At 54.9% G+C, this 22,574-nt stretch carries 23 protein-coding genes and 1 pseudogene; 10 read left to right on the top strand and 14 right to left on the bottom strand.

From position 1 onward, the window contains the following. The first annotated feature begins 527 nt into the window (after positions 1 to 527). Both IM299_RS04045 and IM299_RS04040 read left to right on the top strand, forming a co-directional pair. The gene (locus IM299_RS04045; RefSeq protein WP_048956475.1) at positions 528 to 3,308 is read left to right on the top strand and encodes a flavocytochrome c; all 2,781 of its coding nucleotides are present in this window, start codon (positions 528 to 530) and stop codon (positions 3,306 to 3,308) included. 58 nt (positions 3,309 to 3,366) lie between these two features. After that, positions 3,367 to 4,329 carry an FAD:protein FMN transferase gene (locus IM299_RS04040; RefSeq protein ID WP_048956476.1) on the top strand — a complete coding sequence of 321 codons (963 nt, stop codon included), beginning with the start codon at positions 3,367 to 3,369 and terminating at the stop codon, positions 4,327 to 4,329. Here the strand turns inward: IM299_RS04040 and dcuR are convergent. Both dcuR and IM299_RS04030 read right to left on the bottom strand, forming a co-directional pair. Next, positions 4,310 to 5,029 (bottom strand): two-component system response regulator DcuR, encoded by a 720-nt coding sequence (dcuR, locus tag IM299_RS04035; RefSeq protein ID WP_028013719.1) that lies wholly within the window; start codon positions 5,027 to 5,029, stop codon positions 4,310 to 4,312. The genes IM299_RS04040 and dcuR overlap by 20 nt on opposite strands. Further along, the gene (locus IM299_RS04030) at positions 5,026 to 6,642 is read right to left on the bottom strand and encodes a sensor histidine kinase (RefSeq protein ID WP_045260362.1); all 1,617 of its coding nucleotides are present in this window, start codon (positions 6,640 to 6,642) and stop codon (positions 5,026 to 5,028) included. Before IM299_RS04030 ends, dcuR begins: the two co-directional genes overlap by 4 nt. Before the next feature lie 165 nt (positions 6,643 to 6,807). Between IM299_RS04030 and IM299_RS04025 the strand changes: the two genes are divergently transcribed. Next, positions 6,808 to 7,671: an N-acetylmuramic acid 6-phosphate etherase gene (locus tag IM299_RS04025; RefSeq protein WP_193357081.1), complete on the top strand. Its 864-nt coding sequence runs from the start codon at positions 6,808 to 6,810 to the stop codon at positions 7,669 to 7,671. Between the two features lie 56 nt (positions 7,672 to 7,727). On the opposite strand, the gene ompC is transcribed toward IM299_RS04025, so the two are convergent. After that, positions 7,728 to 8,861 (bottom strand): porin OmpC, encoded by a 1,134-nt coding sequence (gene ompC, locus IM299_RS04020; protein ID WP_193357080.1) that lies wholly within the window; start codon positions 8,859 to 8,861, stop codon positions 7,728 to 7,730. A 285-nt stretch (positions 8,862 to 9,146) separates the two neighbouring features. Here ompC and IM299_RS04015 point away from each other — a divergent pair, with 285 nt between their 5' ends. From IM299_RS04015 to IM299_RS04005, 3 genes are all read left to right on the top strand, one after another. Continuing rightward, entirely contained in the window at positions 9,147 to 9,848 is a 702-nt protein-coding gene (locus IM299_RS04015; protein WP_045260359.1) for a phosphohydrolase, read from the top strand. 61 nt (positions 9,849 to 9,909) lie between these two features. Further along, complete coding sequence (locus IM299_RS04010) at positions 9,910 to 11,325, top strand: DNA cytosine methyltransferase (RefSeq protein ID WP_041909349.1); 1,416 nt, start codon at positions 9,910 to 9,912, stop codon at positions 11,323 to 11,325. Further along, a complete protein-coding gene (locus IM299_RS04005) occupies positions 11,306 to 11,797 on the top strand; it encodes a very short patch repair endonuclease (RefSeq protein WP_193357079.1) in 492 nt (163 codons plus the stop codon). Before IM299_RS04010 ends, IM299_RS04005 begins: the two co-directional genes overlap by 20 nt. Here IM299_RS04005 and yedA read toward each other — a convergent pair. Further along, positions 11,769 to 12,683, bottom strand: coding sequence for a drug/metabolite exporter YedA (gene yedA, locus IM299_RS04000; RefSeq protein ID WP_028013712.1), 915 nt, complete (start codon positions 12,681 to 12,683; stop codon positions 11,769 to 11,771). The genes IM299_RS04005 and yedA overlap by 29 nt on opposite strands. Positions 12,684 to 12,857: 174 nt before the next feature. On the opposite strand from yedA, the gene IM299_RS03995 reads away from it, so the two are divergent. The 3 genes from IM299_RS03995 to dgcQ all read left to right on the top strand — a co-directional run bounded on the left by IM299_RS03995 (position 12,858) and on the right by dgcQ (position 15,807). Continuing rightward, on the top strand, positions 12,858 to 13,772 hold the full coding sequence (locus tag IM299_RS03995; RefSeq protein ID WP_169804339.1) for a DUF808 domain-containing protein: 915 nt from the start codon (positions 12,858 to 12,860) through the stop codon (positions 13,770 to 13,772). 78 nt (positions 13,773 to 13,850) lie between these two features. Further along, on the top strand, positions 13,851 to 14,033 hold the full coding sequence (locus IM299_RS03990; protein ID WP_028013710.1) for a YodC family protein: 183 nt from the start codon (positions 13,851 to 13,853) through the stop codon (positions 14,031 to 14,033). Positions 14,034 to 14,106: 73 nt separating this feature from the next. Further along, on the top strand, positions 14,107 to 15,807 hold the full coding sequence (gene dgcQ / locus IM299_RS03985) for a cellulose biosynthesis regulator diguanylate cyclase DgcQ (RefSeq protein WP_193357078.1): 1,701 nt from the start codon (positions 14,107 to 14,109) through the stop codon (positions 15,805 to 15,807). On the opposite strand, the gene IM299_RS03980 is transcribed toward dgcQ, so the two are convergent. Beyond that, positions 15,792 to 16,592, bottom strand: a complete 801-nt coding sequence (locus tag IM299_RS03980) for a mannosyl-3-phosphoglycerate phosphatase-related protein (protein ID WP_045631638.1) — start codon at positions 16,590 to 16,592, stop codon at positions 15,792 to 15,794. The two genes, dgcQ and IM299_RS03980, sit on opposite strands and share 16 nt — an antisense overlap. A 301-nt stretch (positions 16,593 to 16,893) precedes the next feature. Next, a complete protein-coding gene (gene yodD, locus IM299_RS03975; RefSeq protein ID WP_028013707.1) occupies positions 16,894 to 17,121 on the bottom strand; it encodes a YodD family peroxide/acid resistance protein in 228 nt (75 codons plus the stop codon). 128 nt (positions 17,122 to 17,249) lie between these two features. On the opposite strand from yodD, the gene dsrB reads away from it, so the two are divergent. Further along, a complete protein-coding gene (gene dsrB, locus IM299_RS03970; RefSeq protein ID WP_013097741.1) occupies positions 17,250 to 17,438 on the top strand; it encodes a protein DsrB in 189 nt (62 codons plus the stop codon). 102 nt (positions 17,439 to 17,540) lie between these two features. On the opposite strand, the gene rcsA is transcribed toward dsrB, so the two are convergent. From rcsA to fliL, 8 genes and pseudogenes are all read right to left on the bottom strand, one after another. After that, complete coding sequence (gene rcsA / locus IM299_RS03965; RefSeq protein WP_013097740.1) at positions 17,541 to 18,164, bottom strand: transcriptional regulator RcsA; 624 nt, start codon at positions 18,162 to 18,164, stop codon at positions 17,541 to 17,543. Between the two features lie 287 nt (positions 18,165 to 18,451). After that, positions 18,452 to 19,244 (bottom strand): annotated as a pseudogene (gene fliR, locus IM299_RS03960) (flagellar biosynthetic protein FliR); the annotation flags it as partial. A gap of 7 nt (positions 19,245 to 19,251) precedes the next feature. Further along, a complete protein-coding gene (gene fliQ, locus IM299_RS03955; protein ID WP_003859587.1) occupies positions 19,252 to 19,521 on the bottom strand; it encodes a flagellar biosynthesis protein FliQ in 270 nt (89 codons plus the stop codon). Between the two features lie 9 nt (positions 19,522 to 19,530). Beyond that, a complete protein-coding gene (fliP, locus tag IM299_RS03950; protein WP_028013705.1) occupies positions 19,531 to 20,268 on the bottom strand; it encodes a flagellar type III secretion system pore protein FliP in 738 nt (245 codons plus the stop codon). Beyond that, the gene (fliO, locus tag IM299_RS03945; protein ID WP_045260352.1) at positions 20,268 to 20,642 is read right to left on the bottom strand and encodes a flagellar biosynthetic protein FliO; all 375 of its coding nucleotides are present in this window, start codon (positions 20,640 to 20,642) and stop codon (positions 20,268 to 20,270) included. Before fliO ends, fliP begins: the two co-directional genes overlap by 1 nt. 2 nt (positions 20,643 to 20,644) lie before the next feature. Next, positions 20,645 to 21,058, bottom strand: a complete 414-nt coding sequence (gene fliN, locus IM299_RS03940) for a flagellar motor switch protein FliN (protein WP_003859592.1) — start codon at positions 21,056 to 21,058, stop codon at positions 20,645 to 20,647. Further along, positions 21,055 to 22,059, bottom strand: coding sequence for a flagellar motor switch protein FliM (fliM, locus tag IM299_RS03935; RefSeq protein ID WP_193357077.1), 1,005 nt, complete (start codon positions 22,057 to 22,059; stop codon positions 21,055 to 21,057). The genes fliN and fliM overlap by 4 nt, the downstream gene beginning before the upstream one ends. A 4-nt stretch (positions 22,060 to 22,063) precedes the next feature. Next, the gene (fliL, locus tag IM299_RS03930) at positions 22,064 to 22,534 is read right to left on the bottom strand and encodes a flagellar basal body-associated protein FliL (RefSeq protein WP_021241388.1); all 471 of its coding nucleotides are present in this window, start codon (positions 22,532 to 22,534) and stop codon (positions 22,064 to 22,066) included. Between the last annotated feature and the right edge of the window lie 40 nt (positions 22,535 to 22,574).

The following is a 22,574-nucleotide window of genomic DNA, read 5'->3' as shown; positions in this document are numbered from 1 at the left end:
TTAAAGGTGCGTTTTTGTATTTTCAGTAATAGCGATTTAACGCTTTTTTGTGTGCGTTAAATTAAAAAATGATGATGTTTTTATATTGCGCTTTTAAATGCCATGACTATTGATCGAGATCAAAAAAACAGAATTGCAGCGTTATTTTTATGCTTTTATTAATAACCACTCTGGCGTATGTGGTTATTATCTTTTTTTGCGGGTTTATTTTATCATTTCTGTAACAATTCGAAATTTTAATAACGCCTATTTAGTTGATTTTAAAGGGTGTTTTTGGTTTTTGGCGAAATGGTTTTACCATTTTTTATTTAACGTATTTTAAAATATTGTGAATGCCTGAATGACAATCGCTAACACCAATGTATTATTAGTGTTATCACAGGGATTAAATAGTTTTTTAACTAACGTAATAACTTTAGAAACTAAAAAAATCATTATATTAATATCATGACATCGGCAAAAAACGACGAAATAAAAAATCAATCCGATAACGAATTCTCAATTTTTAAAAGTTTGGAGTTTCTATTATGAGCACTAACGAACGCATTCTTAGCCCCTTCACATTACCGAATGGCACTGAACTGAAAAACCGTTTGTTAATGGCCCCTATGACCACCTGTACCGGCTATTATGACGGCACCGTCACCAGCGAGCTGGTGGAGTACTATCGGGCCCGTTCCGGCAGCATTGGCACCATCATCGTGGAGTGCTGCTTCGTCGACGATCTCGGCCTTGCCTTCCCGGGGGCAATTGGTATTGATAACGACGAGAAAATCGCCGGGCTGGCGAAAATCGCCGAGGCCATTAAATCCAAAGGATCTAAGGCCCTGCTGCAGATCTACCACGGTGGCCGCATGGTTGATCCGAAACTGATCGGTGGCCGTACCCCGGTTGGCCCAAGCGCCGTGGCCGCGCCGCGTGACGGTGCCGCAACGCCGGTTGCCCTGACCGCCGAAGAAGTGGAAGGCATGATCGGCAAGTTTGGTGAAGCCGTGCGCCGCGCCATCCAGGCCGGTTTTGACGGCGTGGAAATCCACGGGGCGAACACCTACCTGATTCAGCAGTTCTACTCTCCAAACTCTAACCAGCGCGACGACGAGTGGGGCGGCAGCCGCGACAATCGCGCGAAGTTCCCGCTGGCGGTGCTGGACATCACCCACAAAATGGTGCGCCAGTACGCGGACGACGCGTTTATTATTGGCTACCGTTTCTCCCCTGAAGAGCTGGAAGTGCCGGGCATCCGCTTTGAAGACACCATGTACCTGCTGGAAAAACTGGCGGCGCGCGGCGTGGACTACCTGCACTTCTCCGTCGGCGCGACCTTGCGTCCGTCCATTGTCGACACCCAGGACCCGACGCCGCTGATCGAAAAATACTGCGCGATGCGCTCTGAAACCCTGGCGCAGGTTCCGGTGATGGGCGTGGGCGGCGTGGTGAATGCGTCAGACGTGAATGAAGCGCTGGACCACGGTTACGACCTGATTGCCGTTGGCCGCGCCACTATTGCCTACCCGGACTGGACCGACCGCATCGCGGCGGGTGAAAACCTTGAGCTGTTTATGGACAGCACCAAACGCGAGGAACTGAGCATTCCTGAACCGCTGTGGCGCTTCTCGCTGGTGGAAGCGATGATCCGCGACATGAGCATGGGCGAATCGAAATTCAAACCGGGCATGTTCACCGAGAAGGTGCAGGACGACGCGAACGAGCTGGTGATTAACGTCAGTCTGGAAACCGACCGCATTGCGGACATCGAGCTGGCCTCTGGCCCGAGCGATGACGTTGAGTTCGTCACCAGCTTTGAAGAGATCCGTACCCGCATTCTTGACGCCAATACCCCGCACGTGGATGCCATCACCGGTGCAACCAGCCAGAGTGAAGCGGTGAAGAAAGCGGTCTCTAAAGCGATGCTGAAATCCAGCAAAGCGCTGGCAGCGGAAGAGGGCGTTGACCCGAACGAAACCCGCAGCGTGGACGTGGTGGTAGTCGGCAGCGGCGGCGCCGGTCTGGCGGCGGCGATTCAGGCTCACGACGAAGGCGCGAGCGTGCTGATTGTCGAGAAAATGCCAACCATCGGCGGGAACACCATTAAAGCCTCTGCCGGTATGAATGCCGCTGAAACCCGCTTCCAGCGCGTGAAGGGCATTCAGGACAGCAAAGAGCTGTTCTACCAGGAAAGCCTGAAAGGCGGCGGCAACAAGAACAACCCTGAACTGCTGCGCCGCTTTGTCGAGAACGCGCCGCAGGCGATTGAGTGGCTGGCAACGCGCGGCATCATGCTGAACGACATTACCACCACCGGTGGGATGAGCATCGACCGTACTCACCGTCCAAAAGACGGCTCTGCGGTGGGGGGCTACCTGATCAGCGGCCTGGTGCGTAACGTCAACAAACGCAACATCGAGGTGATGCTGGATACCTCCGTCAGCGACATTCTCTTCGAGAACGGTGAAGTGACCGGGGTTCGCCTGACCACTGAAGAGAACGAAACCGTCACCGTGGCAGCGAAAAGCGTGATCGTGGCGACGGGCGGCTTCAGCGCCAACAGCCAGATGGTCGTCAAATACCGTCCGGATCTGGAAGGGTTCGTCACCACCAACCACAAAGGGGCAACCGGCGGCGGTATCGCGCTGCTGGAGCGCATCGGGGCGGGCACCGTGGATATGGGCGAAATCCAAATTCACCCAACCGTTGAGCAGAACACCTCGTACCTGATTTCCGAATCCATCCGCGGGGGCGGGGCGATTCTGGTCAACCAGAAAGGGGAGCGCTTCTACAACGAAATGTCGACCCGCGATAAAGTCTCGGCGTCAATCATCGCGCTGCCGGAGAAATACGCGTACATCGTCTTTGACGAGCACGTACGTGCCAAAAACAAAGCCGCGGATGAGTATATTGCGAAAGGCTTCGTGACCAGCGCCAGCTCGCCAAAAGCGCTGGCGGAAGCGCTCGGTATGGATCACCACGCTTTCCTCGCGACCCTGGAACGTTACAACGGTTTCGTTGAAAAACAGCACGATGACGATTTTGGTCGTACCACCGCGCTGCGTGCGCCTATCAACGAAGGGCCTTTCTACGCTATTCAGATTGCGCCAGGCGTGCATCACACCATGGGCGGCGTGACCATCAACACCGAAACCTGCGTGCTGGACAGCAACCACAACGTACTGCCGGGTGCGTTTGCGGCGGGTGAAGTGGTCGGGGGGATCCACGGCGGCAACCGTATCGGCGGTAACGCGGTGGCGGATATCATTATTTTTGGTACCCTTGCAGGACATCAGGCGGCGATGCGCTCAAAAAGAACGTAAGGCTCCTGTCTCCCCGGCGGCGCGGTGCCTGCCGGGGCTACATCTGAGGACACATGCAATGCCTGATAGCCATCGCGTTTACAGCTACTCCGCCGTTCTGATGGGCTCGCCCATTCTCCTGAAGCTCTTCTCCCATGACGAAGCCCTCGCGTCCCGCGTTTTCCGCCTGATCAAACAGTACGAAGATCTCCTCACCGTTAACCGGGCGCATTCGCAGGTGATGGACATCAACCATGCGGCGGGCCAGCATCCGGTTGCCGTCAGTCGTCCGGTGTTTGAACTGATCCGCTGTGCCAAAGCGGCAAGCATGCTAAAAGACAGCGCGTTTAACCTGGCGATCGGCCCGCTGGTGAAGCGCTGGAAGATTGGCTTTCAGGGAGACAGCGTTCCGCCTGCCGATGACATTGCGTCCCTGCTGGCGATAACCCGGCCCGAGGAGGTCATCCTTGATGAGGCGCAGACCAGCGTGTTTCTGACCAGATCGGGGATGGAGATTGATCTGGGGGCCATCGCCAAAGGCTATATCGCCGACCGGGTGCGGGACTACCTGCGCAAAGAGGGCGCTGAGCTGGGGCTGATCAACCTCGGCGGAAACATCCAGACGTTAGGCTCGCCGGAAGGGGGCTGGAGCGTGGGGCTAAAAAAACCGTTCGCCGGTGACGCGCTTATCGGTGCGATGACGGTGGAGAACCTATCCGTGGTGACCTCGGGAACGTACGAGCGCTACTTCGAGCAGAACGGCAAGCGCTATCACCATATTCTCGATCCGCGCACCGGGTATCCGCTCGACAACGAGCTGGAGAGCGTCACTATCATTTCAAAAGACTCCATTGACGGCGACATCTGGACCACGCTGATATACGGCATGGGGGTAGAAAAGGGCTGTGCCGCCCTGCGTGCGCGCCCCGATATTGAAGCTATCTTTGTGACCAAAACAAAAGAAGTGGTGATCTCCTCGATGCACCACTTCCGTTTTACCCTTCTGGACGAGAGCTACCGCGTTATTGGCAGTACTGTTTGAGCAGCCCGATCTGTTCCGGCTGTAAGCGGTAGCGATACACCGGACGCCCGGTGGCGCCATAGTGAATGCTGGTGAACAGAATGTTGATCTGCGCAAGCCAAATCAGGTACTTACGGCAGGAGACGCGGGAGATATTGACTGCGTTAGCCAGATCGTCGGTGGAAAATTCCGTCTCCGGGTGGCCATCAATCCACTGGCAAATCGTGCGCAGCGTTTGCGGCGTTAACCCCTTCGGCAATTTTTTAGTGTCCGCCAGCTCCGGCGCGCCGCCGTGGATCAGCCTGTCGACGTCCGCCTGCTCGTAATACTGGTGCGAGCCCATCAGGCTGTGTTTTGCCTTCCAGCCGTTCAGCGCCTCTTCAAAGCGCGGGAACTGGAACGGCTTTATCAGATAATCCACCACGCCGTAGTGGATGGAGGTCTGGATCGTGGCGGCATCGGCGGCCGAGGAGATCATAATCACATCAATCGGGCGGCCTGACGCGCGAATATCGGGCAGCAGATCCAGCCCGTTATCCTGCTGCATGTAGACGTCCAGCAGCACCAGATCGACAGGCTGGCTGGGGTTATTGATAAAGGCCCTGGCCTGATTGAGCGTGGAGGCGACGCCGCAGCAGCTGAAGCCTTCAACACGGTTGACGTACAGACGGTTGAGATCGGCTACCATGGCGTCATCATCGACAATTAATACATTTATCACGCGATATTCCTCTCGCTATCCCAGGGGATGTGAACAAAAAATTGGGTAAATACGCCAGGCTCAGACTCGACGGTAATATCGCCGCCCAGGTTCTGGATCTGCTGGCGAGCAAGGAACAGCCCAACGCCGCGGTTTTCACCTTTTGTTGAGAACCCCTTAGTAAAAATAGCCTCCAGCTGAGTGGGATCAATGCCGGGGCCGTCGTCGCTGACTTCGCAGCTGAGCCAGCCATTCTGATAATGCAGCAGCAGGCCAATCTCGCCTTCCTGCTGTCCTGCCATCGCGTCGAGCGCGTTTTCGATTAAGTTACCCAGGGCGGTGATCAGCACCGCAACCTGCTCTTCACTGCCGGTATCCGGTATCAGGCTTTCATCCGCCAGCGTCAGGGTGACGCCGGCCTCTTTCGCCCGGTTGATTTTACCCAGCAGGAACCCGGCAACGACCGGGGACTTTACCTTGCTCTGGATCGTGCCAATGTCCGTCTGGTAATTATGCGCCGTCTGGATGATGTACTCCTCCAGCTTGTCGTAGCGCTTCATGTGTAGCAGGCCCAGGATCACATGCAGTTTATTCATAAACTCGTGCGTGTGGCTGCGCAGGGCGTCGACGTAGTTGACCATGCCATCAATACGCTGCATCAGCTGGCTGATTTCCGTTTTATCGCGGAAGGTGCTGATAGCCCCGATCACCCGATTCTGGCTTTTGACCGGCACCATGTTGCAGAGCAGCAGTCGTCCGTTGCAGCTAATCTCCTGATCCTGACGCGCAATCCCGGTTTTCGATACCTCACGCAGGCTTGCCAGCAGCGGCTCGCTGGTGTTTTCGGTCTGCTTGCCGGAGGGAAGAAGTAATATCTCTCTGGCAGCGTGGTTAATCATCGTCACGCGGCCGTGAATGTCGACGGCCAGCACCCCTTCGCGAAGCGACTGCAGCATCGCCTGGCGCTGTTCGAACAGGGCGGAGATTTCATAGGGTTCTAGCCCGAACAGGATGCGTTTCAGGACCCGTACCAGACCCCATATCGCCATCGAACTCATAAAGATGCTGAACAGAATCGTCCAGAGCGCGTTGAGCCGCCCGCGGGCTATCTGGTCTTCCACCTTTTTGAGGGAAATCCCGACCACGACGACCCCGATCTGATCGTGTTGGCTGTCATAGACCGGCGTGAAAACGCGAAGCGCCTCGGCGAGGGCGCCGCGGTTAACCGAGACATTCTCTTTGCCTTCCAGCGCGGGTTCCAGATCGTTGCCGATAAAATGCAGGCCGATGAGCGCCTCGTTCGGGTGCGAGTAGCGAATCCCCCGCATGTCGGTCACCACGGTAAGCAGCAGATCGTTGCGTTGGGTGACGGCTTTGGCGATGGGCTGAATGATGTCGGCCTGCGGCGACTGCATCAGGCCGCGCTGGATTTCCGGGCTGTCGGCCAGCGTGCGGGCGATGCCCAGAGCGGTATCTTTTACATCATCGCGGGTCGCCCGGGTGATCTGCACGGAATAGAGCGCAAAAACTACCAGCAACACCGAGGCGATAATCGCGGACACCATCAACGTGACCAGCGTGTACAGTTTCATGGGGCGCTTGCGCGTCAGAGGGAAAGGCTGCAAATCGCTCATCAACACTCCGCGATGATTAAGAAAGGGAGTGATTATCGCTGATGATGGGCTTTTCTTAAAGCCATGTAAAAGCGTCGATTTACTCTTCTTTTCGTGACCCCACTCGCAGGTCATCTATATAAAACACTTTATAGTGTGTGGGTACTCATAATAAGGAGGCTGTTTATGAGCATTACGCTTACCGGTTCAGTCAAGGAAAGACGGCACGCCAGCACGATGAATATAGATAGATTGTCCACGCTGGACATGCTGAAGGTTATCCACGAGGAAGATGCACGCATTTCTGCTGCTATAACCCCCTGCTTAACGACAATCGCCCGCGCGGTGGATAATGCCGCCTCGGCGCTCAACCACGGCGGCCGTCTGGTGATTGTCGGCGCGGGCCCGTCAGGCTGCATCGCACAACAGGCTGTAGATGAGTATGCGCCGGGTAAAACGCCGGTAATTGCCGTGACGGCAGAAGAGGGGGATGGGAGCTACGAGCGCGGGGTGGCTGACCTGCAGGCCATTAAATTTGGTGAGCACGATATGATGCTTGCCGTGACCGTCAGCGGAAAAACGCCGTGGGTCTGGGGGGCAATGCGGCATGCGTGGTCGTTGGGAGCGCCGGTTGCGGTCATCACCGGTGATGCACAAAGTGAAGCAGCACAGTTGGCAAGCATGGTAATTGCCCCAGAGCTTGGGGCTGATGTGGTTGCCGGGTATCGCAATACCAGGGCGGGGATCGCGCAAAAAATGATCCTCTCGATGATTACCACCGCGCTGGCCGTTCGCACCGGGCGCGTTTACAGCAACCTGCGCGTGGATCTTGAGGCAAGCAATACCAAATGGGCTGAACGGCAAATCGCCATTGTGATGGAGGCGGGGGGATGCACCCGGGCGCAGGCAAAAGCCGCGCTGGAGAGCTGTAACCACCACTGTAAAACGGCGGTATTGATGGTGCTGACAGGGCTGGATGCATGGAAAGCCCATGAACTGCTGGTGCAGAATAACGGGTTTATCCGCGTGGCGCTGCAGGAAGCGCCGTAAAATAGTGCCCCTTGGAACAAAAAAGCCCGCAATGCGGGCTTTGGTATTTTCAGGGATCAGAACTGGTAGGTCATACCGACGCCAACGATGTCGTCGGTGGAAATACCATATGCGTCATACAGCGCTTCATCGTTGTCCAGCATGTTGATTTTATAATCAACATAGGTGGAGAAGTTTTTGTTGAAGCTGTAGGTCATGCCCAGGTCGATGTAGTTAACCAGATCCTGATTGAATCCTTTACCGTCCAAATCTTTACCTTTTGAGTAAACCCATGCCAGGGAAGGACGCAGACCGAAGTCGAACTGGTACTGTGCAACCGCTTCAAAGTTTTGAGTCTGGTTAGCGATACCAAAGTTACCAATTGGCGTCATGTTGCGGGTTTCCGCATACATCATCGCCAGGTAGATGCTGTTTGCGTCGTATTTCGCGCCAACGGTCCAGGCTTCAGCTTTTTCGCCACCCGCAAAACCCACGCCTTCAAGATTTTTACCATAAGCAACCTGATCGTTGGTACGGTCAGAGGAAGAATACGCCGCACCCAGGGTCAGGCCGAAGTCGAAGTCATAGGTGGTAGACATACCGAAGCCGTCGCCGTTCTGGAAGCGTACGTCGTCGTGACCGTTTTTGGTGCCTTCCTGATCTTCGTTAGCGTTTGCGCCTTCGTTAGCACCCTGATACTGCAGCGCGAAGTTCAGGCCATCAACCAGACCGAAGAAATCATTATTACGGTAGGTCGCAACACCGTTGGTACGGCCAACCATATAGTTGTCAGTCCAGGTGTAGGAATCGCCACCAAATACCGGCAGCATATCGGTCCAGGCTTCAACGTCATACACGACGCCGTAATTACGGCCATAATCAAATGAACCGTATTCGCCATATTTCAGGCCCGCATAGGCCAGACGGTTGAAAGAGGTATCCCCGGCATTTTCGGTATCATTAGCGTAGGTTTTATATTCCCACTGACCGTAACCGACCAGATCGCGGGTAATCTGTGTTTCGCCTTTGAAACCAATCTGCACGTAGGTTTCGTCGCCGTCGTCGCCCGCGTTGTCGGAGAAGGTATGACGCGCGTCAACCTTGCCGTACAGGTCAACTTTATTGCCGTCTTTGTTATACATTTCAGCCGCGTTTGCCGCGCCAGCCATTAATAAAGCGGGTACAAGAATTGCCAGAACTTTTCTTTTCATTATATATTCCCTTTAAAGATAATTTATATGAATATATGTAATCACCCTCCGTAATTACGTGTTTGATACTATTCTATGGCTCGTGAATTTGGTTCAAAAATAAATGTAATTAAACCAGTGAAAATATTACAAAATATTTCCAAAAATCTCTTTATTTTTCAAATGAATTAATCGCTTGAAAGTATTGCGGGTAATTATTATTAAGTATTTCGACTTTCTATTTTTAAATTTATTTCATTTAGCTATGTTATAATTCAGTGCCCATTTTCGTAACAGGAAAGGATGATGGAACTCATACAGTGGCAGCAGCGCTTTGAATCCTGGCTTGATGAACATCACGCGACCGATGACACCGCGCACGATATTTCACACTTCCGTCGCGTCTGGCTGACGGCGCAGAAAATCATGGTTCATCACCACGTCGACCCGCTGACGATCCTGACCGCCTGCTATTTTCACGACATCGTTAGCCTGCCGAAAAATCATCCTGAACGCAGCCAGTCGTCGCGTCTGGCTGCACGCAGAACGCGGGACATTCTGCACCGCGATTTCCCTGACTTCCCGTCCGATCGCTATGCCGCCGTGGAGCACGCCATCGAGGCGCACAGTTTCAGCGCCGGCCTGACGCCGTACACGATTGAGGCCAAAATTGTCCAGGATGCAGATCGTCTGGAGGCGCTGGGGGCGATTGGCCTGGCGCGCGTGTTTGCCGTGTCAGGCGCGCTGGGCGTACCGCTTTTTGACGCGGACGATCCGTTTGCCGACGCGCGCCCGCTTGATGACCGGGCGTTTGCGCTCGATCATTTTCAGACCAAGCTGCTGCGCTTGCCTGATACAATGCAAACCGACGTCGGGCGCGAGCTCGCGCAGCACAACGCCGATTTTCTGATTCAGTTTATGGCGAAACTCAGTGCCGAATTACAGGGCGACTGCATCGGGCTGGATAGCCAGATTCAACACCGCTTCCGTCGCAGTTTGCGAAAGTGAACTGTGGTAATCTGTTTCCAGTCTTTATTGCCCGGTTAAAAGAATGCAGGAAAATCGATCAGTGACAGAGCCCGCGCCAGAGCAGGCTGAGAAGTCAACGGCAACGGTGCAGGCATTACTGCGCCAGCTGCTGGATATTTATGACGCTAAAACGCTGGCAAACCAGCTGGTGGCGCACGGCGAGAGCCACTGGAGCCCGGCCATCCTTAAGCGACTGCTGACCAGCGATCGGGCAGGGCGCCGCCTGAGCGAAAGCGAGTTTCGTTATCTGCAAGACCTGCTTCCGCGGCCGTCTGCCGCGCACCCGAACTATGCCTTCCGCTTTATCGATCTGTTTGCCGGCATCGGTGGCATCCGACACGGCTTTGAAGCTATCGGCGGTCAGTGCGTGTTTACCAGCGAGTGGAACAAACATGCGGTACGCACCTATAAAGCGAACTGGTACTGCGATCCGCACGAACATCATTTCAACGCCGATATCCGCGACGTTACCCTGAGCCATAAAAGCGGCGTCACGGATGAACAAGCCGCCGAGCACATTCGCCAGACGATTCCGGCGCATGACGTGCTGCTGGCGGGCTTCCCGTGTCAGCCTTTCTCGCTGGCCGGCGTCTCCAAAAAGAATGCCCTCGGGCGTGCCCACGGTTTTGCCTGCGATACGCAGGGAACGCTGTTTTTCGATGTGGCTCGAATCATTGACGCCCGTCGCCCGGCCATATTCGTGCTGGAAAACGTCAAGAACTTAAAGAGCCATGACGGTGGAAAGACCTTCCGCATTATCATGCAAACGCTGGACGAGCTGGGCTATGACGTGGCGGATTCCGAGGACATGGGCGCGGATGACCCGAAAATTATCGACGGGAAACACTTCCTGCCCCAGCATCGCGAACGCATTGTGCTCGTCGGTTTCCGCCGCGATCTCAATCTTAAGGGGGATTTCACCCTGCGGGATATTCCCTCCTTATACCCCGAGCGTCGTCCAACCATTGCCGACCTGCTGGAGCCGGTGGTCGACGCGAAATTTATCCTTACCCCAATCCTGTGGAAATACCTCTACCGCTATGCCAAAAAGCATCAGGCCAAAGGCAACGGATTTGGGTTTGGCATGGTGAACCCAAACGATCCGCACAGCGTGACCCGCACGCTGTCCGCTCGCTACTACAAAGACGGCGCGGAAATCCTGATCGACAGAGGCTGGGATAAAGCGCTGGGCGAGAAAGATTTCGACGATCCGCAAAACCAGCGTCACCGTCCGCGGCGCCTCACGCCGCGGGAGTGCGCCCGGCTGATGGGCTTTGAAACGCCACAGGGCTACCGTTTCCGCATTCCGGTTTCGGACACTCAGGCTTACCGTCAGTTTGGTAACTCGGTGGTGGTGCCCGCGTTCGCGGCGGTGGCAAAACTGCTGGCCCCGCGCATCAGACAGGCGGTGGCGCTCCGCCAGGGTGAGGCCGTCAATGACGGACGTTCACGATAAGGCCACGCGGAGCAAAAACATGCGTGCCATCGGCACGCGTGACACCGCGATAGAAAAGCGTCTGGCCGGGCTTCTGACACAGGCGGGCTTCGACTTTCGCGTGCAGGATCCCGCACTTGCGGGTCGCCCGGATTTCGTCATCGACGCGTATCGGTGCATTATCTTCACCCACGGCTGTTTCTGGCATCATCACGACTGCTACCTGTTTAAAGTCCCGGCGACGCGCACCGATTTCTGGCTGGAAAAGATTGGCAAGAACGTTGAGAGAGATGCGCGGGATCTCGCCACGCTTGTCGCGCAGGGCTGGCGAGTGCTGATCGTCTGGGAGTGTGCGCTGAGAGGACGGTTAAAGCAGAACGATGCCGATCTGAGCGAACGGCTGGAAGAGTGGATCTGCGGCGGCGGCCAGGCCGCGCAGATCGACACGCAGGGGATCCACGCGCTTACGGTTTCTCCACCTCGCAAGGCGTAACCACGGGCTTTGCCGGCAGCAAATATTTGCCTAAAGTCACCAGCACGACGGCAAAAACAATCACCCCTAAAGCTAACCACTCAACCGGAGAGAGCGTTTCACCGCCAAGCCCGGTGCCGAGCAGCACGGCCACGACCGGGTTGACGTAGGCATAGCTGGTGGCGACCGCCGGTGAGACGTTACGGATCAGGAACATGTAGGCGTTGATGGCGATGATGGAGCCAAACAGCGCCAGATAGCCTACCGCCAGGAAGCCCGACAACGGCGGCAGGGTCGTCAGCTCCTCTCCCGTCAGGGCTGAGGCCAGCAGCAGCACAATCCCAGCCGCAAGCATCTCTATTGCCCCCGCCATCATGCCGGTCGGCAGTTCGATACGCGAACCGTATACGGAGCCAAACGCCCAGCTCATCGAGCCGATAAGGATAATCACTGCGCCCCACGGATTCCCGCTCAGGTTACCGCCGCTGTTAAGCAGAATAATGCCGGCAAGGCCGATGCCAATCCCCAGCCACTCCAGCTTGCGGGTGCGGATGCCGAAAAGGCGGCTGAAGCAGAGGGTAAACAGCGGTACGGTGGCAACGACTACGGCGGCGATCCCAGACGGTACGTTCTGGTGCTCGGCAATGGTCACAAAGCCATTCCCCACCGCCAGCAGCAGCAGGCCTATCAAGGCGGCGTTCAGCATTGGGCGGAGCGGTGGAAGCTTATGCCCGCGCAGCAGCAGGAAGGCCAGTAGCAGCACACCCGCCGAGAGGAAGCGAATGCCCGCCATCATCAGCGGCGGCCAGCTTTCCACGCCGATGCGAATGACAAAATAGGTTGAACCCCAGATGATATACAGCGAAAAAAGTGCCCCGATAAGCGGAAGCAGTTGCCGGAAACGCATAATCCCTCACGACGAAATAAAAAGGTCGCTGATAGTAAACGCGAAAACTATCGCGCTGGCGAGTCCTTTAATTGTGTAGTTGATGTGAATTTTTTGTTGACGAAAGCTGCCTGTTTCCGCGATTGCGCTTTTGCTCCATACTATTCACTTAATTACCAAAAAAGAAGGATCACCATTTTGGCAGGAAGTAGCTTATTAACATTGCTGGATGATATTGCCACCTTACTGGATGATATTTCCGTGATGGGGAAACTGGCGGCGAAGAAAACCGCAGGGGTGCTGGGGGATGATCTCTCGCTTAACGCCCAACAGGTAAGCGGGGTACGGGCTAACCGTGAGCTGCCGGTGGTGTGGGGCGTGGCAAAAGGCTCGTTTCTGAACAAAGTGATCCTGGTGCCGCTGGCGCTGCTGATCAGCGCATTCATTCCCTGGGCCATCACGCCGCTGCTGATGATTGGCGGGGCATTCTTGTGTTTCGAAGGCGTGGAGAAGGTCCTGCACTCTTTGAGCTCGCGCAAGCAGAAGGATACCCCGGAGGCGCGCCAGCAGCGCCTTGAAGCGCTTGCCGCGCAGGATCCGAAAGTTTTCGAGCGCGATAAAATCAAAGGCGCCATTCGCACCGACTTTATTCTGTCGGCTGAAATTGTCGCCATTACGCTGGGCATCGTCTCCGATGCGCCGCTGCTGAATCAGGTGTTGATCCTCTCCGGGATCGCCATTCTGGTCACGGTGGGCGTTTACGGCCTGGTCGGGCTGATCGTGAAGCTGGATGATATCGGTTACTGGCTGGAGGAGAAATCCAGCGCGGTGGCTAAAGGTATCGGTAAAGGCTTACTGACGCTGGCGCCGTGGCTGATGAAGAGCTTGTCCGTGGTGGGTACCCTGGCGATGTTCCTCGTGGGCGGCGGCATTGTGGTCCACGGCATTGCGCCGCTGCACCATGCCATCGAACATTTCGCCTCGGCGCAGGGGAGCGTGGTGGCAGCGATTCTGCCCACGCTGCTTAATCTGGTGCTGGGCTTTATCGTTGGCGCTATCGTGGTGGCGGCGGTGAAACTGATCGAAAAAATGCGCGGTACGGCGCACTAATTGTTACCCGTCGCAGGGTGCAAAAAGACCATTCCTCGTCTAAATTGAAACAGTTTCACCCTGATACAGGAGGCAGGTATGGTCTTTTTGGTCAGTGATGAAGTTAAGCCTAAGAAGGGCGGCCCGCGCATGATTGTCACCGGGTATTCCAGCGGAATGGTGGAATGTCGGTGGCATGATGGCTATAGCATTAAGCAAGAAGCCTTTCGTGAAGATGAGCTTCAGCCGGGTGACGGCCAGCGCAAGCACGATCAGGCTTAATCACATAACGCCCGGCTTTGCCGGGCGTTTTTAACTGAAGTACCGGGTGTAAGGTAGTAATCAGGGAGTGTGTGTGCAGCGCGATACCTTTGTTGTAAGACGCTCCTTTCTGCAATGGCTGCATAAGCGTAGCAATCCGGGTTTGATTGTTAACCTCTGTTTTATCACTGTTCTGGTATTTTCAACCCTCCTGACCTGGCGTGAAGTGGTGGTCCTCGAAGAGGCGTATATCTCCAGCCAGCGCAACCACCTGGAAACCGTGGCCAGCTCGCTGGACAGGCAGCTGCAGTACAGCGTGGATAAAATGCTGTTATTTCGCCAGAGCATGCGCGATGCGCTACAGACGCCGCTGGCCTTCAATGTTTTGCACGATGCAGTATCGCACTTTAACGCATTACGCATGCGTCCCACCTGGCAGCTCCTCGTTGATAGAAATCGCACACTTCCGATTAACGGCGTCTCGGATGCGTTTGTTGAAAAAACGTCGATTCTGAACCGGGACGCTGAACGCATCAGCAATGAAATTTCAGCCGCGCTTGAGGTGGGTTATCTGCTCAGGCTGGCGACGTCGAGCAGGCATAGTGAATCGCGGGTGATCTACGTTTCACGCGCCGGGTTTTATCTTTCGACGGATACGCTAACAGAGGCGAGCGATATTATCCCCCGCTATTATCACCTGGTCACGCAGTCCTGGTTTACCCAGCAGTCGGAACGTAACAATCGCTCCCGCGCGGTGCGCTGGTTTATCTCCACGCCGTCATCCTGGACCGGTGACGAGCGAACGATCACTGCCAGCGTCCCCATCTATTTCAATCGCTACTGGTATGGCGTGGTGGCGATGGATTTTTCGCTGAATACGATGCAACGCCTGCTGGTAGAGGCGACGGACGACCGTACGGAGGGGGAGTATCAGCTGTACGACTCCCGGCTCAATATGATTGCCTCCTCTGAAAAGACAGATAAACAGGTGAACCATTTCGATGAACGCGAACTCGCGCAGATAGCGCAGGCGATCGAGCACGATACTGGTGGTGGCATCCGCCTCGGCAGCCGTTTCATCAGTTGGCAGCGGCTCGATCATTTTGATGGCCTGGTTTTGCGTGTCCATACTCTGCAGGAAGGGGTACAGGGCGACTTCGGCAGCATCAGTATCGTACTGGCATTACTGTGGGCGCTCTTTACCGCGATGCTGCTGATTTCGTGGCTGGTGATCCGCCGGATGGTCAGCAATATGTATACGCTGCAGCACTCGCTCAAGTGGCAGGCCTGGCACGACCCGCTAACCCGCCTGAATAATCGCGGTGCGCTGTTCGAACGCGCGAAACTGCTGGCGAAGAAGTGTCATCAACAGTCGTTGCCGTTCTCGGTCATTCAGTTAGACCTCGACCATTTTAAAAGCGTCAACGATCGGTTCGGTCACCAGGCCGGTGATAAGGTGCTTTCCCACTCGGCAGGGCTGATTTCCAGCGCCTTGCGTAAAAACGACGTGGCAGGACGCGTGGGCGGGGAAGAGTTTTGTATCGTCCTGCCGGGACTCGGTCTTGAGGAGGCGAGAGGCATCGCGGAGCGTATTCGCTGCCGAATCAACAGCAAGGAGATTCTGGTGAAGAAGAGTACGACCCTGCGTATCAGCGCGTCACTCGGCGTCAGCAGCGCCCGGGAAAACGAAAATTACGATTTCGAACAGCTGCAGTCCGTGGCGGATGCCCGGTTATATGAAGCTAAACAGGACGGACGTAACCGGGTTGTCTGGCAAGATCATGACAAAAAGTGATCCAGCCCCTCCTGCCAGCCGAGCGGTCCCGCCTGCCGGGTGTGATAAACCCGGCGGGGGTTATCGTCCCGTAACGTAATACCCTGCCGGTTTATCCCTTTAATCACCACCGCGAAGTCCACGCTGTCCAGCAGCGGCGCGTCGTTCGGCCCATCGCCGAGCCCCAGGGTCGTGGGTTCAATATTTTCCCGTTCACGGTACTGCGCGATTAGCCAGTTAGCCGCAACGTCCTTACCGCAGCCGGCATCAAGAATATGCCAGAAACGGGCTCCCTGCAGGCATTTCAGCCCGCGTTGCGCCAGCGCCGCTTCAAACCGGGCCATGGCTTCGTCGGAATCACGCCAGATGAGCGTGACGGAGGCGTCATGCTTGCGGGCAAGCGCCGCCCGGTAGCGGGTCACTCCCGTCCATTCGCTAATGACGCGTTCGTCCACGTCGTCAAAGGTGGTGAATTTGAAGCCCGCCTGCTGGCGGATTTGCTCAATAAGCGGACGAATCTCCCGGTGCGTCATGCCGTTGATGTGGCGCTGACCCATTTCCCAGCGCACGTCAGGCTGAATCACCGCGCCGTTCTCAGCGATAAACGGTAACCCTTCCAGACCCAGATCCTGCTGAATATCCAGCATCTCTGCCGCGCTCTTGCTGCTGCAAAGAATCACCGGTACCTGGTTATCCTGCAGTTTATCCAGCCACGGCATCGCGGGCTGCCACTCATAGGTATGAATATCCAGCAGCGATCCATCCAGATCGGAAAAAATCAGCAGGGGACCCCGGAGTGAAAGCATAGTAACTCCCGAAAACGAATGAGCCTTAATCTAAGAATATTCCTAAAAAAATATTTGGGCTTAAACCGGATTGAAAAGAACCGATCCAGCCAAACCCGCATTCGGCGGATGTTGTTGCTCATAACCAAAACGATTATGTTAAAAATATTATATTCGCCGTAAGAATATATGCTTGTCATGCAAAATCGTTGGGGATAGTGTTGTTTGTACATCAGATTTCCTGGTGTAACGAATTTTCAAGTGCTTCTTGCATAAGCAAGTTTTGATCCCGGCCATCCCCATGACCGGGATTTTTTTCGTGTTAACGATTTGCTTCAGATACGCTAAAGTCGTGAATATCCAGCTCGAAGGCCTCCGCCAGCTCGCGGTAGGTGTGATAATCCCTCCCGTTAACAATGACGTGGTCCGAACCATCGTTTGTGCGGCGGACTTCTGACTCACTGATCTCATTGATGGCGGCCAGCAGGGCATCGACATCCACCTCGACCTCGCGTTTGATGGTGTCGCTGTACTCTTTATCGGTCTTCATTACGGGGCTCCTCATTAAACCGTGTCCACGGTAAGTATAGACTGTGTATAAAAACGCCATTCACGCCGTGCGGCGATGTGTGTTTTTGCGTTTTGTTCTACACTGGCTCAAAACCAGAGGAGGAATGTATGAAGGTCAACGATCGGGTAACCGTTAAAACGGACGGTGGGCCGCGCCGCCCGGGGGTGGTGCTGGCAATTGAAGAGTTTAGTGAAGGCACAATGTACCTGGTCTCACTGGAAGACTACCCGCTCGGTATCTGGTTTTTTAACGAACTGGGGCATCCGGACGGCATTTTTGTTGAGAAAGCGGAGTAGTACGGCGTCGGGTGGCATTGCGCGTGCCCGACCACGTCCGCAAAAGCAAAAATCTCTGGCCAGGCCAGAGATCAAAGGTAGGGTGCAAAGGGGTTTAAGCCACTAACGCATGTTGACGAAAATCCCGTTCGTCACATTATCGGTCAGACGTACCACGTGATAGATCACTTGCTTATTATGCGTTTTAATTTTCCTTTTAATATTTCCTTTGTGTGACGAAACGGTTTTCGCTTTAATATTCATCTGGTCAGAGATCTGAATAGTTCCTTGTCCAGCCATCCACATTCGCAGCATACTTGATTCAGTCCTGCTTAATGAAAGGGTGGGTAAGTTAACCGCTCCTACATTTTTAACTTCTTTATTCAAATAATCACCCAGAATGTCATCCAGCGACTCGGGTTTAATCGACTTAGAACTGATCAATAAATTTTTACGGACCAACAAATACTCATCGAAATGGATATTCGCGATCGCCATAAAAACAATAAACAGGGTTTTTGGATGCTGATTAATGATTTGCTTAATGTGCTGACTGTTGGCTGGATCGTGAATGAAACAGTCCTCATTAATAAACACCACGCCTGGTTTGAGTTCGTCACAAGCGGCTGCGAGTTCTTCAACGGTGTGTGCATCGTTGATGTCTCTCTTTCTTACCCCTCTGCTTGCCAGGTACCCGGTTAACCCTAGCCGGGTGTAGCTGCATAAATCCATAATGATCGTTGACATGGCATACCCTCACTCAATGCGTAACGATAATTCACCATCTGCCTGAGAGCTCAAAACAGCCATACGGGATGGAAAAAAATAATAAACCTGTGAGCATGACAAAGACTTTCAGGCGGACTCACTATCCCGTAAAGTTACGTATAATTTGCCAGGAATCTTCTTAAAGTAAAGTAAATATTAAGTATTGTGAGATGGTTAGAAACATTTAAACCGCGTCAGATATATCCTGGAAGATGTTTTTCGCGTTTTATTTTAGGAATATCCTCAGAAAGACAATAGCGATCGTGAGGACTATTATTTACGTGGCAATTCGCTGACAATATCCGCTAACAGATTGAATATCTCGCCGAATAAATGTTCACAGAAGGGGGCGATAAGTGGCATCAGTAATGACATTAATAAAATTCCGACCGTCAACGTTAGCGGAAAACCAATCACAAACACCGAGAGCTGCGGTGCCATTCTGTTCAGTAAGCCTAATGCCAGGTTGACGGTGAGCAGCAGGGTGATGATCGGCAGAGCCAACATCAGACCGTTGAGGAAGATCAGCCCCGCCGCGCGGGTCAGCGCGAGGAAGGCATTGCTGTTGACCGGGTTATCACCGATCGGCAGCGTATGGAAAGTATCCACCAGCATGGAGATGAGCCACAGATGACCGTTGAGCGACAGAAACAGCAGCATGGCGAGCAGATCGATGATGCGCGCCAGCACCGGCATGTTGAGATGGCTGCCGGGATCGACAAACGTGGCGAACGATAACCCCATTTGCAGGCCAATCAACTCACCTGCCGTGCGCACGGCGGCGAAGGCGAGCTGCATGGTAAAGCCCACGGCGACGCCAATCATCACCTGCTGTAAAGCGACCCATATTGCGTTAGCCGAGAAGATGGGAATATCCACCGGTGGCAGGGAAGGGGCGACGATAATGGTGATAATAATGCCCAGCCCCACCTTAACGCGCTTGGGGATCGATTTCTCGCTGAGAATGGGGGCGGTGGAGATCAGCGCCAGAATGCGCAGCATCGGCCAGAAATAGACGCCGAGCCACTGAACCCACTGGTCGCTGGTGAAGTGCAGCATCTTCAGGTCAGCCGATGATGTACGGCAGATTGGTAAACAGGTTGCGCATATAGTCCAGCAGCAGGTTCAGCATCCACGGCCCGGCCACGATAATCGCCACAAATACGGCGATGATTTTCGGGATGAACGACAGCGTCATTTCGTTAATCTGCGTGGCGGCCTGAAGAATACTGATAATCAGGCCGGTAACCAGCGCGACTAGCAGCAGCGGCGCGGCAACGGCAATGGCGACTTTCATCGCTTCCGTGCCCATCATCATGACCGATTCGGGTGTCATTGCCGTTCCTTAACTGTAAAAACTTTGCGCCAGCGAGCTAACCAGCAGCTGCCAGCCGTCGACCAGCACAAAAAGCATGATCTTAAAGGGCAGGGCAATGGTGGCGGGCGGCACCATCATCATCCCGAGCGCCATCAGGACGCTGGCGATGACCAGGTCGATAATCAGGAACGGGATAAAGATGGTAAAGCCAATCTGGAACGCGGTTTTCAGCTCGCTGGTGACATAGGCCGGCAGCAGAATGCGCATCGGTACCGCTTCCGGGCCCTGCAGCTCGCCGGTGTTGGACAGGCGGGCGAAGAGGGCCAGGTCCGCCTCGCGCGTCTGGCGCAGCATAAATTCTCGCAGCGGCTGCGCGCCTTTTTCCAGCGCCTCCTGCATCGAAATTTTGTCTTCGCTGAACGGCTGGTAGGCGTCGGTATAAATCTTATCGATCACCGGCGACATGATGAAAAAGGTCAAAAACAGCGCCAGCCCCAGAAGCACCTGGTTTGGCGGCGCCGAAGGGGTGCCCAGCGCGTTTCGCAGCAGACCAAAAACGATGATGATGCGGGTAAAGCTGGTCATCATCAGCAGAATGGCCGGAATAAAGGTCAGCGAGGTGATGAAGACCAGCGTCTGAACCGGGAGCGACCAGCTCTGGCCGCCACCCGCAATCGGCGTGGAAACCAGACCGGGCAGCTGCGCATAAACCGCAGGAGCAAACAGGCCAACGCCCGCAAGCGTCAGGGATAACAAACGGCGCATCAGGTTCTCCCGGAACGCTTAAGCAAACTCTTCATGACGGACTGAAAATCCGCAGGGGCTTGTGCGCGCTCGTCCACCGTGACCGGGGCGGGCGGCAGTTTATGTAATACGTTGATGTTTGAGCCGGTTACGCCCAGAACCAGACGCGCATCTTCCACATCGACGATGACCACGCGTTCGCGCGGCCCAAGCGTCGTGCTGGCGCTGACCTTCAGGCCGCGGGTGCCGGCAGTTTTACCCGCCAGGCCAAAACGCTTTGCCAGCCAGGCGGCGATAAGAATAAAGGCAATAATACCGAACAACGCCCCGCTCACCTGGAGCAGCGGGGAGCCGGGAACGGCGGAAGGCTGTGATATTGTTGCCTGGGTTTTCATGCTTAACGGCTCAGACGACGCATGCGTTCAGACGGGGTGATGATGTCGGTGATGCGCACGCCGTATTTATCGGCAACCACCACCACTTCACCCTGGGCAATCAGATAACCGTTGATCAGAATATCCAGCGGCTCGCCGGCCAGGCCGTCAAGGGCCACAACTGAACCCTGCGTGAGGCGCAGCAGCTCTTTAATGGTCATCCGGGTGCGTCCCAGTTCAACGGTCAGCTTAACCGGGATGTCCATAATCAGGTCGATGTCCTGCAGCGTGCCGCTGACGTCGCCGCCGCCTAACTGCTGGAATACCGCGTCCGCCGCGCTTTTTGTCGGAGTCGTTTTTTGCTCGTTTAACGCGTCAGCCCACAGATCGTCCAGTGCTCCGCTGTTTTCATCGGACGGATTGTTCATGTCACTCATTTGGGCTGTTCCTCATTCAGCGAATTCAAAATCGGGTTGATCAAGTGCTCAACGCGTAACGCATACTGACCGTTAATCGTGCCGTACTGGCTTGTAAGTACGGGGACACCATCTACGTGGGCAATAATGCGGTCGGGTTTGTCTATCGGCAAAACGTCGCCGGGTTTTAATTTCAGGATCTGGGATAACCGCATCGAAATGTCGGCGAAGTTCGCCACCAGCTCCAGCTGCGAGTGCTGCACCTGGCGTACCAGGTTTTCGCGCCAGTTCTGATCTTCGTTGCGTGAGTTCTCCAGCGGCGGGTTAACCAGCAGCTCGCGCAGCGGTTCAATCATGCTGAACGGCAGGCAGATGTTGAACTCACCGGTCAGGTTACCGATCTCCACATGGAACGGCGTATTGACGACGATATCGTTCGGGGAGGTGGTGATATTGGTAAATTTCACCTGCATCTCAGAACGGACGTACTCCACTTCCAGCGGGTTAATCGCTTTCCACGCGTCGCTGTAGGATTCCAGGGCCAGCTTCAGCATGCGGTTAATGACGCGCTGCTCGGTGTGGGTAAATTCACGACCTTCCACTTTGGTCGGAAAACGCCCGTCGCCGCCGAACAGGTTATCCACCGCGATGAACACCAGGCTTGGGGAAAACACCACCAGACCGGTGCCGCGCAGCGGCTTCAGATGAATCAGGTTAAGGTTGGTTGGCACCGGCAGGTTGCGGGCAAACTCATGATACGGCTGGATGCGGATCGCACCGACCGTGATATCTGGGCTACGACGCAGCAGGTTAAACAGCCCCATACGGAACTGACGTGCAAAACGTTCGTTAATGATCTCCAGCGCCTGCAGACGTTCACGTACCACGCGACGCTGGGTATTGGGATCGTAAGGACGAATATTATCGTCGCCGGTGAGACCCGGTTGCGGGTCGTCACTCTTATCGCTGTCGCCGTTAAGCAGCGCGTCGATTTCTGCCTGAGAAAGAATACTGTCGCCCATGTCGTTACCGCAGAATAAAGGCTGTGTACAGAACGTCAGTGACTTCCTGCTTAGGTTGACCGTTTACCAGCGGGGTGGCCAGCGTCTGCTTGATGGCGTCGACCAGCTTTTGCTTACCCACGTCGGTAGCCAGCGCGGAGGCGTCCTGACGAGAAAACAGCAGGAGAAGGCGGCTACGCACTTCCGGCAGATAATCGTTCAGGCGCGCGCGGGTTGCTTCGTCCTTCAGGCGCAGCGTAATACCGACATACAGCACGCGATCCGCATCACCGAGGTTAACGGTGAAGGTGTCCAGAGGGAAAAAGACCGGCGCCGGCGGTGGGGCAGGTTCGGCTTTGGCCGCAGCGGTTGAAGGTTCCTGCTGCATACGCCAGTAACTATAGCCCGCGGTAGCGCAGGCGGCGAGCGTGATCAACACCAGCAGCGGGATCCAGATGGAACGCTTGCTTTTTTTGGTGATAGCGGAGTCTGTCATCTGATACGAGCTTCCTGTTTCGGTACAGCTTAATAAGGTG

The sequence above is a fragment of the Enterobacter cloacae complex sp. P47BA genome (assembly GCF_014930485.1).
Classification (GTDB): domain Bacteria; phylum Pseudomonadota; class Gammaproteobacteria; order Enterobacterales; family Enterobacteriaceae; genus Enterobacter; species Enterobacter bugandensis.
This window is presented reverse-complemented; position numbering and strand designations above follow the sequence as displayed.